This window comes from Paenibacillus wulumuqiensis (genome assembly GCF_000971965.1).
Classification (GTDB): domain Bacteria; phylum Bacillota; class Bacilli; order Paenibacillales; family Paenibacillaceae; genus Saccharibacillus; species Saccharibacillus wulumuqiensis.
Map to the genome: position 1 here is coordinate 100,836 of NZ_LAQP01000018.1, position 16,793 is coordinate 117,628.

The 16,793-nt window shown below is 50.9% G+C and carries 17 protein-coding genes; 4 read left to right on the forward strand and 13 right to left on the reverse strand.

The annotated features are described in order from the left end of the window. Window positions 1-277 precede the first annotated feature (277 nt). A complete protein-coding gene (locus tag WH45_RS20410; RefSeq protein WP_046216268.1) occupies window positions 278-745 on the forward strand; it encodes a stalk domain-containing protein in 468 nt (155 codons plus the stop codon). 112 nt (window positions 746-857) lie between these two features. On the opposite strand, the gene WH45_RS20415 is transcribed toward WH45_RS20410, so the two are convergent. The 8 genes from WH45_RS20415 to WH45_RS20450 all read right to left on the reverse strand — a co-directional run bounded on the left by WH45_RS20415 (window position 858) and on the right by WH45_RS20450 (window position 9,355). After that, complete coding sequence (locus tag WH45_RS20415) at window positions 858-1,127, reverse strand: HPr family phosphocarrier protein (protein ID WP_017814879.1); 270 nt, start codon at window positions 1,125-1,127, stop codon at window positions 858-860. 151 nt (window positions 1,128-1,278) lie between these two features. Continuing rightward, complete coding sequence (whiA, locus tag WH45_RS20420; protein ID WP_046216269.1) at window positions 1,279-2,217, reverse strand: DNA-binding protein WhiA; 939 nt, start codon at window positions 2,215-2,217, stop codon at window positions 1,279-1,281. A gap of 5 nt (window positions 2,218-2,222) precedes the next feature. Next, on the reverse strand, window positions 2,223-3,215 hold the full coding sequence (locus WH45_RS20425) for a gluconeogenesis factor YvcK family protein (RefSeq protein ID WP_046216270.1): 993 nt from the start codon (window positions 3,213-3,215) through the stop codon (window positions 2,223-2,225). Window positions 3,216-3,227: 12 nt separating this feature from the next. Further along, complete coding sequence (gene rapZ / locus WH45_RS20430) at window positions 3,228-4,121, reverse strand: RNase adapter RapZ (protein WP_017814876.1); 894 nt, start codon at window positions 4,119-4,121, stop codon at window positions 3,228-3,230. Between the two features lie 86 nt (window positions 4,122-4,207). Continuing rightward, window positions 4,208-5,158 (reverse strand): ROK family glucokinase, encoded by a 951-nt coding sequence (locus WH45_RS20435; RefSeq protein WP_046216271.1) that lies wholly within the window; start codon window positions 5,156-5,158, stop codon window positions 4,208-4,210. 404 nt (window positions 5,159-5,562) lie between these two features. After that, entirely contained in the window at window positions 5,563-6,516 is a 954-nt protein-coding gene (gene trxB / locus WH45_RS20440; RefSeq protein ID WP_046216272.1) for a thioredoxin-disulfide reductase, read from the reverse strand. Between the two features lie 52 nt (window positions 6,517-6,568). After that, window positions 6,569-8,269, reverse strand: a complete 1,701-nt coding sequence (locus tag WH45_RS20445; protein WP_046216273.1) for a tetratricopeptide repeat protein — start codon at window positions 8,267-8,269, stop codon at window positions 6,569-6,571. 138 nt (window positions 8,270-8,407) lie between these two features. Further along, entirely contained in the window at window positions 8,408-9,355 is a 948-nt protein-coding gene (locus WH45_RS20450) for a ribose-phosphate diphosphokinase (RefSeq protein WP_046216274.1), read from the reverse strand. A 222-nt stretch (window positions 9,356-9,577) separates the two neighbouring features. On the opposite strand from WH45_RS20450, the gene WH45_RS20455 reads away from it, so the two are divergent. The 3 genes from WH45_RS20455 (at window position 9,578) to WH45_RS20465 (ending at window position 12,759) form a co-directional block, all read left to right on the forward strand. Beyond that, the gene (locus WH45_RS20455; RefSeq protein WP_052723886.1) at window positions 9,578-10,099 is read left to right on the forward strand and encodes a MarR family winged helix-turn-helix transcriptional regulator; all 522 of its coding nucleotides are present in this window, start codon (window positions 9,578-9,580) and stop codon (window positions 10,097-10,099) included. A 115-nt stretch (window positions 10,100-10,214) separates the two neighbouring features. Beyond that, window positions 10,215-11,525 carry an HlyD family secretion protein gene (locus WH45_RS20460; protein ID WP_052723887.1) on the forward strand — a complete coding sequence of 437 codons (1,311 nt, stop codon included), beginning with the start codon at window positions 10,215-10,217 and terminating at the stop codon, window positions 11,523-11,525. Then, window positions 11,509-12,759, forward strand: a complete 1,251-nt coding sequence (locus WH45_RS20465) for an ABC transporter permease (protein WP_046216276.1) — start codon at window positions 11,509-11,511, stop codon at window positions 12,757-12,759. Before WH45_RS20460 ends, WH45_RS20465 begins: the two co-directional genes overlap by 17 nt. Before the next feature lie 228 nt (window positions 12,760-12,987). Here the strand turns inward: WH45_RS20465 and hisJ are convergent, their stop codons facing one another. From hisJ to hisH, 5 genes are read right to left on the reverse strand one after another with little or no spacing between them, the layout of a single operon-like run. Beyond that, window positions 12,988-13,812 (reverse strand): histidinol-phosphatase HisJ, encoded by an 825-nt coding sequence (gene hisJ, locus WH45_RS20470; protein ID WP_046216277.1) that lies wholly within the window; start codon window positions 13,810-13,812, stop codon window positions 12,988-12,990. A gap of 24 nt (window positions 13,813-13,836) precedes the next feature. Continuing rightward, on the reverse strand, window positions 13,837-14,544 hold the full coding sequence (hisIE, locus tag WH45_RS20475; protein ID WP_046216303.1) for a bifunctional phosphoribosyl-AMP cyclohydrolase/phosphoribosyl-ATP diphosphatase HisIE: 708 nt from the start codon (window positions 14,542-14,544) through the stop codon (window positions 13,837-13,839). A 23-nt stretch (window positions 14,545-14,567) separates the two neighbouring features. Next, window positions 14,568-15,326, reverse strand: a complete 759-nt coding sequence (hisF, locus tag WH45_RS20480; RefSeq protein WP_046216278.1) for an imidazole glycerol phosphate synthase subunit HisF — start codon at window positions 15,324-15,326, stop codon at window positions 14,568-14,570. 14 nt (window positions 15,327-15,340) lie between these two features. Next, window positions 15,341-16,072 (reverse strand): 1-(5-phosphoribosyl)-5-[(5-phosphoribosylamino)methylideneamino]imidazole-4-carboxamide isomerase, encoded by a 732-nt coding sequence (hisA, locus tag WH45_RS20485; RefSeq protein ID WP_046216279.1) that lies wholly within the window; start codon window positions 16,070-16,072, stop codon window positions 15,341-15,343. A gap of 54 nt (window positions 16,073-16,126) precedes the next feature. Further along, complete coding sequence (gene hisH, locus WH45_RS20490; protein ID WP_046216280.1) at window positions 16,127-16,792, reverse strand: imidazole glycerol phosphate synthase subunit HisH; 666 nt, start codon at window positions 16,790-16,792, stop codon at window positions 16,127-16,129. Window position 16,793 lies beyond the last annotated feature (1 nt).

The following is a 16,793-nucleotide window of genomic DNA, read 5'->3' on the forward strand; positions in this document are numbered from 1 at the left end:
ATGTTTTGAACCGAATGTTGCATTGGGTAAATAGTAGAGAGGAGCTTGGTGACTAAAATGACCAGCAATTGAACCGGCGAGAGTCTGCGGGCAGCTCGCGAGCGTTTTCTTTATGTATATTGCTATTCCAGCTGGCAAAGGAGTTGAAATTTATACAGCTTCATCGTGACAACTGCTGTTATTTTACTTATAATCTCATATAATCCCATCCTCGAGATTCCGCATCATTACAGGGATTACAGGAGATAGGGATTACCAGAAAGAGGGGAGAGTCACCATGTTCAAAAACAAGTTTCTACGGAATTCCATTATGCTGCTGGCGGGTATTCTGGTGCTGAGCGCCCTGAGTCAACCTGTTACTGCATCTGCTGCTGCATCGCCGCGCCAGGTAAAGCTTGAATGGAATGGCACACGCCTTCCGGAGAACGGACTGTTGATTAATGGCAATACAATGATTCCGGTGGTACTCCTGCGTGATTCACTTGGAGTCACCCTGCGGTACGAACCCGCCGTTAAAACATATACACTGCTGCAGAATGATGACCAGCTGGATATGATTATGACCGCTTCCGGCGTTACCATGCGGCTGAACAATCATCAATGGAACGGACCAAGTGCACAGGTGGTCAATGGACGGATGTATATTCCGTTTACGGTGCTGCGTGATGGATTTGGCTATCAAAGTTCATGGAACGCCGTACAGCTCAAACTGAACTTTGCCAAAAAAGGGGTCTTTTTCGAATAGACGCCTGGCTTTGAGATAGCCGCCTGGTGAATAAGATGTTTTCCGGACATACCAAAAAACCGCCACAGATCCCTGTGACGGCCAACCTCTCATCTGTGGATGGGAGGTTTTTTTATTGGTTTTCCAATTCTTCTTTGCTAACCAGTCCTACTAAAGCGTTTACAGCCGATTCTGCGTCCGCACCCTCTGCGCTGATGTATACTTCAGTACCCGAACTGATGGCCAGACTCATAATGCCCATAATGCTTTTTGCATTAACTTTTTTATCGTCTTTTTCCACGAAAATTTCCGCGGAGTATTTATTCGCTTCCTGTACAAACAATGCTGCAGGTCGTGCGTGCAATCCCGTTTTCAGACGAACCACTACCGGGTGTTTTATCATGTGATTATTACCCCCTATAATACATATTCATTACAATTTATTAGTTTACTACACTGAAGCCCATTTTATGAACACTATATTCATCATACTACATTATTATAACATGCGCTTTAGCAGAAAAAAATAAAGCTTACCTGGTCGGTATAATATTTTAGACCAGGTGCTCATTACGTACGCGATCAGCCAGCTCGTCAATTTTGCGAAGCCGGTGATTGACCCCGGATTTGCTGACGCCGCCTTTGAGCATTTCGCCAACTTCCTTGAGGTTCATATCCGGGTGGGCCAGACGAATCTCCGCGACTTCACGCAGCTTGTCCGGCAGCTGTTCCAGTCCCAGATGACGCTGGATCAGACGGATATTATCGATCTGACGCACAGCGGCACCGATCGTTTTGTTGAGATTGGCGGTCTCGCAGTTGACGATCCGGTTCACGGAGTTACGCATATCCCGCATAATCCGGACATCCTCAAATTTGAACAGCGCCTGGTGTGCACCAATAATGCTGAGGAACTCGATAATTTTCTCGCCCTCTTTGATATATAAAATAAAGCCTTTTTTACGCTCGATACAACGCGCATTCAGCTCGAATTCATTCGCCAGATCAACCAGGGCCTGACACTGCTCCTCATACATCGAAGCAATTTCCAGATGATACGATGATCCTTCCGGATTGTTAACCGACCCTCCAGCCATAAAAGCGCCACGCAGATAAGCCCGTTTACAGCAATTTTTACTGACCATATCCTTGTTGATGCCCGGAGTAAACATAAAGCCTTCCGAGACGATTGTCAGCTTGCTCAGAATCGCCTGAACCCCGGCAGGGATACGAACGATATATACGTTATTCTTTTTGAGCCGCATCTTTTTGCGCACGAGCAGCTCCGTATGCACAGCAAAATGCTTTTTGATCAGGGAATAAATCCGTCTTGCGATTGCGGCATTTTCGGTGGAAATATCCAGGATCACTTTTTTGTTGGATACCTGGACCGATCCGTTCATCCGGATCAGCGCCGCCAGCTCCGCCAATTCACAGCAGTCGTCGGCTTCAACCATCGTTAGTTCCTTTTTCGTTTGCGCCGCAAATGACAATGGACTCACCCTTTCGCTAAAATATGTTTCTTCACCTGCTCATAAATATGATGACTCAGCTGATCCGCATCATGACGCAGATAGGTGCCGTACATCACCAGTTTGTCCGCAATAATTTTGTAGCCCAGGCTTTCTACCTTTTCTGCATCCAGATTGACAGGTTTGGCGCCTTTTTCCGCGTAGCGCTTTTGCACTTTGAGCGGAATCGGTTCGTTATTCACGAGCACATAGTCGAACAAACGGTGGCCTACATGCTCATAGATCGCTTCCAGATGGTCACTGACCGTATAGTTATCCGTCTCCCCCGGCTGGGTCATTACATTGCAGACAAACAGGCGCGGCGCCCGTGAAGTCAGAATCGCATCGACCAGCTTCGGTACGAGCAGATTCGGCAGCAGGCTGGTATAGAGACTGCCTGGACCGATCAGAATGGCATCTGCCTCTTGAATCGCACGTACAGCCTCTGGCAACGGCTCCACGTGGTCCGGTTCAAGAAAAATACGTTTGATTCGTTTACCCGCTTCGGGGATCTTGGATTCACCGGTGACGATCGTTCCGTCTTCCATCTCCGCATGCAGGATTACTGCCTGCTCGGCTGCGGGCAGAACAGCACCTCTCACTGCGAATACACGGCTCAGCTCCCGCACTGCCGTAACAAAGTCACCGGAGATGTCTGTCATCGCCGCAAGAATCAGGTTGCCCAGGCTGTGCCCGGCCAGACCTTCACCTTTTTGAAACCGGTATTTGAGCATCTCCGACATGAGCGGCTCCACATCCGCCAGTGCTGTCAGCACGTTGCGGATATCTCCGGGCGGCGGCATTTTCAGCTCATCCCTCAGAATTCCGGAACTCCCCCCGTCATCCGCTACCGTGACGATAGCAGTGATATCCAGCGGTTTTTCCTTGAGGCCTCTGAGCATAACGGACAGACCGGTGCCGCCACCCATAACAACAATACGGGGGCGAAGCACCGGCAGGCCCGGTTGTGAAATTGACATATCTTCCACTCCTTAATGCCGATCACGATCAGCATCACGATGACTGACTCGAACGGTTTCTGTCTCACTGGCCCCCAGCATACGACCCAGGTACTCGGAGATGGCTACCGAGCGGTGCTTGCCGCCGGTACAGCCGATGCCGATAATAACCTGGCTCTTGCCTTCATTGCGATAATGAGGAATGAGAAAATGCAGCATATCCAGCAGCTTGGTCAGAAAAGCCTGCGTCTCCGGCCATTTCATCACATATTCGTACACATCACTGTCCTGACCGGTATGCGGCCTCAAATGATCCACATAGTGCGGATTGGGCAGAAAACGTACATCAAAAATCAGGTCTGCATCAATCGGAATTCCATATTTAAACCCGAACGAGGTAACGTTAACAGATAACCGATTGCTCTCCAGATGAGAGAATCGGGAGATGATCTTTTCCTTGAGTTTGGCCGGCTTGCTGGTGCTTGTATCGATCACCTGTGTAGCTGATGTCTTCAGCTCGTCCAGCATTTTGCGTTCCAGACGGATTCCATCGAGCGGCATGCCGTCCGGTGCGAGCGGATGCCGGCGCCGGCTTTCCTTGTAGCGCTGAACGAGTACCGCATCGCTGGCATCCAGGAACAGAATCTCGGTATGGATCGTATAATGATTTTTCATATAGCTCAGGGACTCTGAAAGGGCAGGGAAAAATTCACGACCGCGCAGGTCGATCACGAGTGCCACCTTGCCGATTTTACCGTTTGACTGCTCGATCAGCTCGGCAAATTTGGGAATTAGAACAGGCGGCAGATTATCCACACAGAAAAAGCCAAGGTCCTCCAGGCTCTGTACCGCAATGGTCTTGCCTGCACCGGACATCCCTGTAATGATAACCATGGTGGATGTCGATGAATTTTCAGTATTGCTCATGCATAAGTCCCCTCCCTGTTAGATAGTATCATTCGATCCATTGATGCTGTGAAGATTAAAATATATATTCGTTCTCAGGATACGGCTCAGCGCAGCAGCAGACCTGCCGCACCTACGATACCGGCGTCGTTGCCCAGCTTGGCAGGGATAATCTCCACGCCCTGCTGCAGCGGCGAAGGCGTACATTCTGCGAACACTTCACGGATCTTGCTGAACAGAATATCTCCGGCTTTGGAGACACCTCCGCCAACGATAAAGCGCTCCGGGTTCAACGTAGTTGCCACGGATGCCATCGATTTGCCCAGATAAAAGGCTGCCCGGTTCACGATTCGGATGCTCACTTCGTCTCCGGCTTTGGCCGCGTCAAAAATGTCTTTAGCCGTGATCTTGTCTCTGATCGTCGACAGACTGGTTACGTCGCCGCGTTCGACCGCTTCCATAGCCATACGGATAATGCCGGTGGCGGAAGATACGGTCTCCAGACAGCCCATCTTGCCGCAGCCGCACTGGATCGCTTCCAGATCAGGCACAACGGAGATATGTCCAATTTCACCGGCGAGTCCGGAGAATCCCTGATAGATTTTGCCGTTGATAATAATGCCGCCGCCTACACCCGTACCGAGTGTATAGCAGACGCAATCGTTTACGCCTTTGCCAGCGCCGCTCCAGGCTTCGCCCAGGGCAGCCACATTGGCATCATTATCGATCACGATGGTCTTGCCGATACGTTCTTCCAGGATGGCGCGGATCGGTACATTGCGGAAACCAATATTCGGCGCCAACAGGATCACACCGGCACGCAGATCCGTGAAACCGGCTACACCTGCTCCTACCCCAACCAGTTGGTCCCAGGTATACGGTGACTGCTCTACAATATGCCGTACATATTTCTCGATATTATCGATAACCGCATCCGTACCCTTTTCCTTCTCGGTAGGGCCTTCATACGTATGAAGCAGTTCACCTTCCTGATTGCAAATACCAACCTTGATTGCAGTACCGCCAAGATCGACGCCGACATAAATTTTCTCAGACATATGACCGATCCACCTTTTCTACTCGAAATTTAATATATATCGATACGCGCTTTCTCTGCATCGTCTTATCCGCATCCATTGTAGTGAATTCATTCAGACCGGTGTACATGACTGAGCAGAACCATTACATTCCACTCCCATTGTATCACTTTCCCTGCTGCAAAGATTGGACAAAATGCGCTTATACACTAATTTATGGTATGGAAATACATGGTCTTTCCTGTAAAAAAGAGATATCAACCCGCGCTCGCTCCCCTGGGGAGAAGCCGTATTCTGACGTGAACGTTCGTATCCAACTATAAGCGAACGGACTCATCAGGTCAAGCGGTACCCTCGGGTCTGTTGTCTTGATCCTTCCCGTCAAAAAAGGGAGCCCAAACGGCTCCCTCCGTATTCGGTATCCATTACTTGTCGAGCGCTTCGCTCCAGTCGTGGATCATATGTCCTTCGAGGTATTTCTCACAGTCCATTGCAGCCATACAACCGCTGCCTGCTGCTGTAATCGCCTGACGATAACGTGTATCCTGAACGTCTCCACAGGCGAACACACCCGGTATGTTGGTCTCTGTTGTACCTGGCGTAACCAGAACATATCCGTGTCCATCCAGATGTACATGACCTTTGAGGAAATCGGTGTTTGGCGTATGGCCGATCGCCACGAACACGCCGTCCGCTTCGATCAGTTCTTCCTGACCGGTCTCGTTGTTCAGCACTTTCAGTCCTTTGACACCCATATCGCCTGCTACGACTTCCACCGGCTTGCGGTTCAGTGCCCAGCTGATTTTTGGATTGTCTTTGGCGCGATCCTGCATGATTTTGGAAGCACGCAGTTCCTCGCGGCGGTTGACTACGGTAACATTCGTAGCGAATCGCGTTAGGAAGCTCGCTTCCTCCATGGCAGAGTCACCGCCACCGACCACGACGATCTTTTTGTTGCGGAAAAAGAATCCGTCACAGGTCGCACATGTGCTTACACCGCGTCCTACATTATCCTGCTCACCCGGAATACCCAGGTAGCGAGCCGAAGCACCGGTGGAGATGATGATACTTTCCGCTTCCAGCTCGCCCATGCCTTCAACCTTGACTTTGAATGGACGCTCGGAAAAGTCGACCTGTTCCACCCAGCCGGACTTGAATTCCGCACCAAAGCGCTCGGCCTGCTTGCGCATATTATCCATCAGTTCCGGTCCCATGATTCCTTCGGGAAAGCCCGGAAAGTTCTCGATTTCGGTTGTAGTGGTCAGCTGGCCCCCTGGCTGCAGTCCCTCGATAACGAGCGGCTGCATGTTGGCGCGCGCCAGATAGATTGCTGCGGTAAGGCCCGCAGGTCCTGTTCCGATAATAATTGATTTGTACATACTCCCAAATACCTCCTTGTAATGGATGAACCACTGTCCACACAGTGGCCATTTACGATCCCTGCGTGCTCTCTGCCTGTGCATAGCGTACTTTTTGCTGTACATTGCATACCCTGCTGATTCGCCGGGCATATCTGCTGATAATGGAAGCAGACACCCCGTAACGCTGGGCCACTTCATCATATGTGAGTGGGAGACGATGTATTCGGGCTACCAGATACTCCAGTGCCGCTGCCCAGCCTTCCGGATGGTGAAGCTGCGGGAGCTCCGGGTATACCCTTTTAATAAATTCAATCCATAATGCTTCAACATCATGAGTGAATCCTGAATCATAGCGTATATGCGGCTGGACCGCAACCTGGTCAACAATTTGCTGCCAGTGCTCATCCCATAACGGCAGACTCATCCGTGCCGCTTCGATATCATCGATCAGCTGATCGGATGATAAGGACTGGTTAGCCGCCCACTGACGCAGCAGGCGCTCTGCCGCTATCCGCAGTTCTTCGGAGATTAACGGACGTGCTACATACTGACGCAGCGCCGTATGTACTTCACGATTTCCGTCCAGTACATAGGAATTCAGTGCTTGGAGCTGTTCGCTCTCCGTTCCATGATGAAGCATGTGCAGAAACTGCACTGAAGCCGGTTCAGACGATCTACCGACCGACTGTTCATGGGTATAGAAATATGGCATTTTCTGTACTCCGTACCGATAAGAAGGCGTCAACTTGCCCTGACGCAGCTCCTGCAGATGTGCCAGATAAAATGCCGGCACTTCCGCGCCGGACTCGAATCGTAAAATACGCTTCCACAGCTGTTCCGCTTCATCATATTTACCCATATAACAGGCTGCTGCCGCTGTATAATGATACAATTCCCAATGATTCATCAAATCATCATGTCGCAGCAGCCGCCGAAAATGATTGTATGCATACCGGTGTTCGCCCAGCATTGCCATTGTGGTCGCGAGCTTAAGCAGATGTTCCTGGTGTATCGGTGTGACCCGGCACAGCTGATCAAGCTGCTGTTGAAACTCGCTGGCTCCATGATACTGGCTCAGAATTGCCTGATTGCACAGCGCATGCAAATTATTCGGGTCCTGCTGCAGTACTGCGGTAATCTGCTCTGCTGCCAACTTTGTCATTCCCTGCTGATAATAGGCGACAGCCAGGTTATTGCGTGCAGCTGCCAGATCAGGCTGTTCATCGATCAGCTGCTTCAGCATCTCGCAGGCCGCTTCAAATTCCCCGCGTTCCAGCAGCTCATGTGCCTGCTCCTGACGATCGGCTGCCGGAACAGCCGCTGCCGGAATACTACCGGCAGTACGCCCCATTTCATGTAGAATCAGATCCATCATTTCCTCTGCTTCACTCGTAAACTGACCGTTCGGGTCCCGCTCCAGATATGTAAGCAGCTGCTGCTCGGCCTGTTCGAACTGTTCCATATTGGCATAATTGTTAGCCATATAAAAATGACACTCGACCATCAAAGGGTCTACCGTATCCATAATCGTCTGAAGCACTTGATTGGAGGCCTCATACTTGCCCATCTCCGATAATATGCCTGCCATATTGCAATGATTCACAGGATTATCCGGCTCGTATTCCACAGCCTTTTCAAAATATTTCAATGCCTTGTCGTAACGATAATGGTCTAATGAGCGGACAGCTCTTTCAAAAAAGAAATTGGCATCCAGCTTAAGCGTGATGACTTTCCGTTCGGTCTCTTCGACTTTTCGCTTGTAATCATTCACCGGACAAAGGCACCTCCTTTAATACATTCCACCTACAAAAATATAGTTATCGACGAAAAACATCAGCCAACAGTATAACATATCCTGCTCTTCCGCTAAAGTGACATAAGCAACTGTTCTATATCATAAGACCGGGTATCAAATCCCTGCATCGCTGAACATGGTAGCGATAGAACCGCCTTCCATAATGATCCGTACGGCATGAGCCAGCATCGGGGATACCGACAGTACGGTCAGCCGGTCCAGATGTCCTGGCGGCAGACTGATCGAATCCGTTACCACCAGTTCGCGAATATACGGATGATCCAGACGCTGCAGCGCCGCGCCGGAAAATAATCCATGCGTTGCGCAAACGATTGCCTCGCGGGCGCCACGTTCCTTGAGACTTTCGACAACATTGACGATAGTCGTGCCTGTATCGATCAGATCTTCAATAATAATCGGGGTTTTGCCTTCCACATCGCCGATCACATGAGTGATGACAGATTCGTTGTGGGCAGGTCTTTTCTTGATCATCATGGCAAATGGGGTATCCAGACGGTTGGCCAGCTTCTCGGCCATATAGGCACGTCCGGCGTCCGGCGAAACCACTACCGCGTCTTCTATCTGTTTACTTCGCAAATAGCCGCTGATCAGATCAAGCGCTGTCAAATGGTCAACCGGTATGTTAAAGAAGCCCTGAATCGCCGAGGCATGCAGATCAATCGTAATGATCCGGTCCGCACCAACCGTAGTAAGCACATCCGCAACCATTTTGGCAGAGATGGGTTCCCGGGGTGCCGACTTGCGCTCCTGACGGGCATATCCATAATACGGGATAATCAGATTAATCGTTCCGGCCGAAGCTCTTTTGGCCGCATCGATCATTACCATTAGTTCCACAAACAGCTCATTGATCGGATGAGACAGGGATTGTACCAGAAATACATCCATATTGCGGATGCTCTCCTCATAGTGTACATAGGTCTCTCCGCTTTTGAACTGGGATAGTTTGATTTTACCGAGCGGTACACCCAGACGTTCTGCAATCTGTGCACTCAGTTCGGGACTGGATGATCCTGAGAATATACGCATTTTTTCTTTCATAGGCCCTCCTGTAGATTGCCAGCTGACTTTACTTTATTTTAGCCTGCTTTGTGCCGATATCAAAGACAATTCTGTATTTCATTCAGGAATATATATGATGAATAATGTCGGCACAGCACGATTTTGCGAAAAATATGTTGAAATTTTCATAAAATTTTCTTGACCAAACTAGTTCGGCGCCGTACAATTATCTACATCGAAGACTTTAGAAAGGTGAATACAATGCCGAATATAGATTCATCAGGCTCCAAGATTACGCTGAAGGAATTGGACCGGCTCAGCGCACTGGCGCCTTTGTTTCCCGAGATCAATGTCGAATGCATGTTGACTTCCTTGCTGCTGATACGTACTTCTCATGATTTATATAATCAATCTTCTTCCTTGCTAATGGAGCGAGGGATCTCCCAGGGCAAGATGCGTATTCTTACCTCTCTGTTAATCCGCAAAAAACCACTTCTTCCTTCCGAACTGGCCAAATCTGCCGGTGTGACACGTTCCACAATGACCGGACTGATCAATGGTCTGGAAAAGGATGGACTGATCCGCCGCGGAGCCCATGAAGATCGCCGTATGACAGCCATCCATCTGACAGAGGAAGGCGAAGCTTTATTAATGGCTACATTGCCTGAATATGCACGTGTAGTCACTTCGGTCATGTCTCAATTGACGGAAGAGGAACAGGGAATGTTGCAGCAATTGCTGTACAAACTCCGTAAAGGAATTGAACATTCGGAATCGTCCTGACTTTTTTTGCATTAGTTGTTCGGCGCCGTACTATTTGGCGGCTAATAATATATATTTTATCAAATATCCCAAGGTATTTACTCATCGATTTTATTAGATAGGAGAGCATATCAAAGTGAAAATTGTAAAACTTATTCCGATTATTTTATTAATCGTTGCGCTGGGGGTTGGCGGTACGCTGCTCGCCATGCATGGCAAGGATGCCGTATCCATGGCCGCCTCGAAAAAAGAAGGGGTCCTGACGATCGATACCGTGAACGCCTCTTTTGAAGGGCAATCCGGCAAAATCAGTGCTGTCAAAGTCAAGGAAGAACAGCAGGTCAAAAAAGGGCAGACGCTGCTCGCTCTGGATACCCGTGATATCGATCTTCAGATCAAGGGTGTAAAAGAACAAATGTCCCAGATCGATGTTCAGATCAGTCAGGCACAGAGCCAATTGACCAGTCAGGCCCACAAGCTGGCTGAACAAAAAGCCAATGCCCAGCTGAATATCGAAGCTGCCAAAGTAGCCGAACAAAAAGTACTGACCGGCGCACGTCCGGAAGATATCCGCAGCCAGGAAATTGCTGTGGATTCCGCCAAGAAATCCGTTGAAGTCGCCAATAACGGCGTCACTTCCGCGCAGACAGCGGTTGAAGCGGCCCAGCAGACACTGGATTATGCCAAAACCAACTATGACCGGGCCAAAATGTTATTTGATAACGGTCTTGGTACACAGGCCAGTCTGGATACCGCACAGAACAGTGTAGACACTGCGACCAAGCAGGTGCAAAGTGCTCAGGATCAACTGAATTCTGCCATGAAGCAGGTTGAGGTAACCAGCAACCAGGTAAGTGCCCAGGAGACTGCCCTGCAGAAACTCCAAAACGGTGCAACCGCTGAAGAACGCCAGCAGGCTCATGTTCAGCTGGAACAGGCCCAACAGGCGCTGAAGCAGGTGGAACAGGGTCAGGAAGATATCGATAACGGCAAGTACAATATCGAACTGCTGAAAAAACAAAAAGATGCGCTGCAGGTAACGCTGGATGGTTATGAAGTTCAGAAGAGCCGCCGCGTGCTGACCGCTGCTGCCGATGGTAAAGTTACCCGTGTCGTACCAAAAGTAGGCGAGAACGTATCCGCCGGTACACCGGTTGTCGTGATTGAGACCGGCAAGCTGTACTATGACCTGTATGTAGGCGAAGAAAACATGAAAGCCTTCCAGGCCGGTGCCAAAGTATCGACCAACGTGATCTCTCTCGGCAAAAATATTAAAGGTACCGTACGCTACATCACTTCTGCGCCGCAATATGCCGCTCTGCGCATGAGCCGTGAAAAAGGTCAGTCTGACACGACTTCCTTTATCGTGCGTGTAGATGTGAAACGTACCCCTGACTTGCTGCCGGGAATGACGGTGGAGGTTCCAACCAATGAAAGCCATAATTGATGAGTTCAAACATATACTGAACGGCAAGTTCATTTTCATCATCCTGATTGCGCCGCTGATCATCTCAGCGGCCTTCGGGTATGTATTCAAAAACAACCAGCTGAACGAAGCGCCTGTCGCTGTGGTCGATATGGATCACAGTGCCTACAGTCAGCAGCTGATCCAGAAGCTGGATGCCGATCAGTATATTAATACCAGCTACATTACCTACAACTACATGGAACCGAACAGCTTCCTTTATAATGAAAAATATTTTGGTGTCATTTATCTGCCTGCCGGGCTGGAGAAAGCTCATGCTCAGGGAGCACAGACCAATATCGGACTGTACGTGGATACCTCGCTGTCTACGGCGACCACGTATCTGCGTACCGGTGTGACCGAAGTCATCGCTGCAGAGAACTCTGCCGCTGCCGCCAACAAGCTCGTAGGCATGGGTGTCAGCTCTGCACAGGCCAACAACTTCTCGACCGGCCTGAATCTGCAGACACGCCTGCTGTATAACCCGACCAACAACATGCTGATGAGTTCGGTTATCGGTTTTGTAAATACGGTATTCCTGTCCATTCTCGGTGGTGCGACACTGACCATCGTGCCGCGTCTGCGGGAACAGGGACTGCTCAAGGACATGCTGCGTCGTCCGCTGAGTCTGGTGCTGCGTATCGTGCCGTATGCACTCATTGCGACCTGCTCCATGTATCTCGTCATGGGCTGTCTCAAGCAGGTGGGCGGACTGCGATTTGAAGCAAACGTATATCAGCTGTGGATTCCATTCCTGATGTATGCGATCGCGCTGTCCCTGCTTTGTATGATGGTAGGCTGGAGCGCATCCAGTCCGGCCAAAGCTGCCGGCCGGATCACCATGATCCTGCTGCCGTCCTTTATCCTGAGTGGTGCACAGATCCCGGTCGCTCTACTGCCGCCGATTCTGCAAAATGTCAGCCATGCGCTGCCGCTGTCCTGGCATTTCAAATTCCTGCGCGGACTCGGATTCCGCGGCGGTGACCTGCATTACTTTATGCAGGAGATCGGTGGGTTCCTGATTTTGATCACTTCCATTCTCGTCGTCATCTTCCTGCTCATGCTCAATGAAATGCGGAAGATTCGCAAAGCGGAAAAAGAAGGTCTGCTTCATCTGGATGAGATTGATTCCACGGAGACGGTCATTACTTCCGATTCCGATTCGGCGCTTATCCTGCCCAAGGGTGACAAGCAGCCGGGTCCAAGTCACAGTTAATATACGACCCCTGCTGCTCGGATCAGATAGACAGCAGATCGATGGATATTCCGTTTACACATTTATATCCCAAAAGCCCACTGGCCAGTTCAACGGTCAGTGGGCTTTTTCTCGTCCATAATCAGGTGGTACGTGTATCTATCTGGCTATGCTGGAAATGCCTTTGCTGGATATTTCCATAATAAAAAGCTGCCTTGAAGCTGAGTAAACAACCTGACGACAGACTGTTCAGTCGTTCAGCGGTACCATCGTACGCTGCCGATTCTCAAATGTGGCAATCTCCTGTACACCCAGCTCGGTGAGCAGTGCCCTGGCTTCATCCAGATGATCGCTCAGCTTCAGCGGATCATGGGCATCCGAACCGAGAGTCAGCGGGATTCCCAGGGAAATCGCCTGTTCCACGATCCGGTGGGAAGGGAAGATTTCCTTGCATACTTTAGATAAGCCGGAGGAGTTCAGCTCCATGACCATATCGGCTTTTTTGACAGCCTGCAGGGCTGCATTTTCCAGAGCGATTCGTTCTTCTACCTGCTCTGGCTCCGGTACATAACCAAAGCGCTTGATCACATCCAGATGGCCGGTGATATCGTAGAATCCGGTCGCAGCAGCCTTCTGCACGGCATCATAGTACTGGCGATATACATCCAGCACCTGCTTGCCTTCCCAGTGATGCGTCTGGCGATGATCCGAGATATCCCACTCCCCCAGGAAATGCACAGAGCCAATCACATAGTCAAACGGATAGCTGTCCAGAATCTTGCTGATCACTTCTTCATAGCCTTCGATATAATCGGCTTCCAATCCTACCCGAATAGCGATCTGATCCCGGTATTTCTCCTTGAGCATCAGACACTCTTCCACATAGCGAGGCAGCTCATCCATCGGCATCGCCATTTCCGGATAATAAGCAGCCGGATCCACATGGATCAGCGGCAAATGATCGGACAATCCCAGCTGGGACAGCCCCAGCTGTATGCCCCGCTGCACATATTCTTCCAGCTCGCCTACGGCATGACCACACCGGGCATGATGAGTATGATAATCAATCAGCATCGCCGCTTCCTCCCTCGCCGTATATTAGTCTTTGCGCGGACGCTCATGACGGCGGTCCAGCTCGGCCAGCACATCATCCAGCGGCAGCTTGCGCTCTTGCAGCAGCACCAGCAGATGATAGATCAGATCGCTTACTTCATAGCGCAGCTCTTCGTTATCGCCGTTTTTGGCTGCGATAATCGTCTCGGCTGTTTCTTCGCCGACTTTTTTCAGAATCTTGTCGATGCCTTTCTCGAACAGATAGGTCGTGTAGGCCCCCTCCGGACGTTCACGCTCGCGATCAGCGATCATCTGCTCCAGCTCGGCCAGAATGGCGAACCGGTCGCTGCCGGATGCCGTATTGTTTTCATTTACCGCATCGTTTTGAAAAGTTGGCTTGTTGTCCACTGTATTCACCTCATTATAAAAGCAGCTTATTCTGCCTGTATGGCAGGCTGGTCCATTTGCATCCACTAACAGCAGCAACGTATCCCCGTCACAATCATAATGAAGCGACCGGATACGCTGGGTATTGCCTGATGTGCCGCCCTTGTGCCAGTATTCCTGGCGGGACCGGCTCCAAAACCAGGTCTCACCGGAATCCAGTGAGCGGCGCAGTGATTCGTTATTCATGTAGGCCATCATCAGCACCTGTTTGCTGCTGGCATCCTGCACGATCGCAGGGACGAGTCCGTTCTCATCCCATTTGATGGCAGCCGTCAATTCCTCGAACGAAAGCGACTGGTGAATCATCTCCGACTGCAGCGAGATATCGGTCAACGTATCTCCACTCCTTCGGCCTTCAATTCCGTTTTGAGCGCAGGAATCGAGATTTCTTTGTAATGGAAAATGGTCGCCGCCAGACCTGCATCGGCATTGGCCTGGCTGAATACATCGTAGAAATGTTCCGGCAGCCCGGCTCCCCCGGAGGCAATCACCGGGATGTTGATCGCTTCGCATACCGCTTTGGTGAGCGGCAGGTCAAAGCCATCCTTGGTTCCGTCCGCATCCATGCTGGTGAGCAGTATTTCGCCTGCTCCGCGCTGTTCGGCTTCCCGTACCCATTCCAGTGCCCTGATGCCGGTCGGTTTGCGACCGCCATGTGTGTATACTTCCCAATCGTTCCACTCCGAATTGAACTTGGCGTCCACCGCCACGACGATACACTGGGCGCCAAATCGCTGCGAACCTTCATTGATCAGCTGTGGATTCAGCACTGCCGCTGTATTGATGCCGATCTTGTCCGCTCCGGCACGCAGGATTTTTTTCATATCTTCTACTGAAGAGATGCCGCCACCGACGGTAAAGGGAATCGAAATTTCCCCGGCGGTCCGGCGTACCACATCCACCATGGTCTCTCTTCCCTCTACCGAAGCCGAGATATCCAGAAAGACCAGTTCATCCGCGCCTTCACGGTCATACAGCGCCGCCAGCTCTACCGGATCACCGGCATCACGCAGATTTACAAAATTCACGCCTTTGACGACCCGTCCTTCTTTGACATCCAGACACGGGATAATACGCTTTGCGAGCATGAGTTGTCCTCCTTTTACCGGATCGTCTGCAGTGCCTGCTTCAGATCAATTTTGCCTGTATAAATCGCCTTGCCCACAATCGCCCCGCTGATTCCCTGTTCACGACGCTCCGCCAGCTTCACCAGATCATCCAGTACGGTTACCCCGCCGGAAGCGATAACCTGCTTGCCCGAAGCCTGCGCAATCGCAGCGATTGCTTCAATATTCGGCCCCTGCATCATGCCGTCACGGGAGATATCGGTGAAAATAAACGTCTCTGCCCCTTTGGCCGCCAGCTCACGAGCTAGTTCATCTGCCTTAACTTCGGACGTCTCCAGCCAGCCGCGGGTTGCCACATAGCCATTACGGGCATCAATGCCGATCGCCACCTGACTGCCATAGGTCGCCAATACGGACTCTGTAAATTCCCGGTCTTCTATGGCCGCTGTCCCGATAATGACGCGGCTGACACCGAGTCCGAGCAGTGTTTTTACATCTTCCAGCGTGCGCAGTCCGCCGCCAATCTGTACCGGTACATCCACCAGACGGGCAATCCGGCCAATCAGTTCGTGATTGACCGGATGACCGGCTTTGGCACCGTCCAGATCGACCAGATGCACATAACCCGCTCCCTGAGCAGCAAAGTCTGCCGCTACTGCAGCCGGATCTTCATTGTATACCGTTTCCTGATTATAATCGCCCTGGATCAGCCGTACACAGCGGCCGCCCCGGATATCGATAGCCGGATAAATTGTAAAAGAAGACAACTTGGTTCCCCCTCGGTCGATATAATAAGTGAAGCTGTTTAATAATGAAAGAAATTATTTGCTCTCTGTACGATGGATGCCGATATCCTCCGGAATGTCCAGCCGCTCACCGGTCGACAGGGCGAGGAAGTTACGCAGCAGCAGCCTGCCGAGCTCGCCGCTCTTTTCCGGGTGGAACTGCATGCCATATACATTATCCCGGCCCACAATCGCGGTCACCGGCTGTCCATAATCCGTTACGGCAATCAGATCCTCCGGACGTTCCGGCTGCACATGATACGAATGGACAAAGTATACATGTCCTTCATACAGATCACGTACCAGCGGGTTCTGTGGACGCCGATACTCCAGCTTGTTCCAGCCCATATGCGGAATCTTGTAGTCGCCCTCTTCGAAGCGTACCACCCGGCCCGGTAAAATATCCAGACCCTGGTGTACCCCGTACTCTTCCCCTTCACTGAACAACAGCTGCATGCCGAGACAGATGCCCAGCAGCGGCTTGCCGCTGGCAGCAACCTCCTGCACAATATGATCCATTCCGCCTTCACGGATATGATTCATCGCATCGCCAAATGCACCCACGCCAGGCAGTATCACTCCCTCGGCTGCAAAGATCTCATCCTTATCGCCTGTGATGACATATTCATAGCCGAGACGCTCGATCGCCTTGCTGACGCTGTGCAGATTGCCGATGCCGTAATCTACAATCGCAATCGCCATC

Coding starts and splice junctions, on each gene's coding strand:
- WH45_RS20410 (WP_046216268.1), top strand. CDS start 278: ATGTTCAAAAACAAGTTTCTACGGAATTCCATTATGCTGCTGGCGGGT.
- WH45_RS20415 (WP_017814879.1), bottom strand. CDS start 1,127: ATGATAAAACACCCGGTAGTGGTTCGTCTGAAAACGGGATTGCACGCA.
- WH45_RS20425 (WP_046216270.1), bottom strand. CDS start 3,215: ATGTCAATTTCACAACCGGGCCTGCCGGTGCTTCGCCCCCGTATTGTT.
- rapZ (WP_017814876.1), bottom strand. CDS start 4,121: ATGAGCAATACTGAAAATTCATCGACATCCACCATGGTTATCATTACA.
- WH45_RS20435 (WP_046216271.1), bottom strand. CDS start 5,158: ATGTCTGAGAAAATTTATGTCGGCGTCGATCTTGGCGGTACTGCAATC.
- trxB (WP_046216272.1), bottom strand. CDS start 6,516: ATGTACAAATCAATTATTATCGGAACAGGACCTGCGGGCCTTACCGCA.
- WH45_RS20450 (WP_046216274.1), bottom strand. CDS start 9,355: ATGAAAGAAAAAATGCGTATATTCTCAGGATCATCCAGTCCCGAACTG.
- WH45_RS20455 (WP_052723886.1), top strand. CDS start 9,578: ATGCCGAATATAGATTCATCAGGCTCCAAGATTACGCTGAAGGAATTG.
- WH45_RS20465 (WP_046216276.1), top strand. CDS start 11,509: ATGAAAGCCATAATTGATGAGTTCAAACATATACTGAACGGCAAGTTC.
- hisJ (WP_046216277.1), bottom strand. CDS start 13,812: ATGCTGATTGATTATCATACTCATCATGCCCGGTGTGGTCATGCCGTA.
- hisIE (WP_046216303.1), bottom strand. CDS start 14,544: ATGATTCACCAGTCGCTTTCGTTCGAGGAATTGACGGCTGCCATCAAA.
- hisF (WP_046216278.1), bottom strand. CDS start 15,326: ATGCTCGCAAAGCGTATTATCCCGTGTCTGGATGTCAAAGAAGGACGG.
- hisH (WP_046216280.1), bottom strand. CDS start 16,792: ATGGCGATTGCGATTGTAGATTACGGCATCGGCAATCTGCACAGCGTC.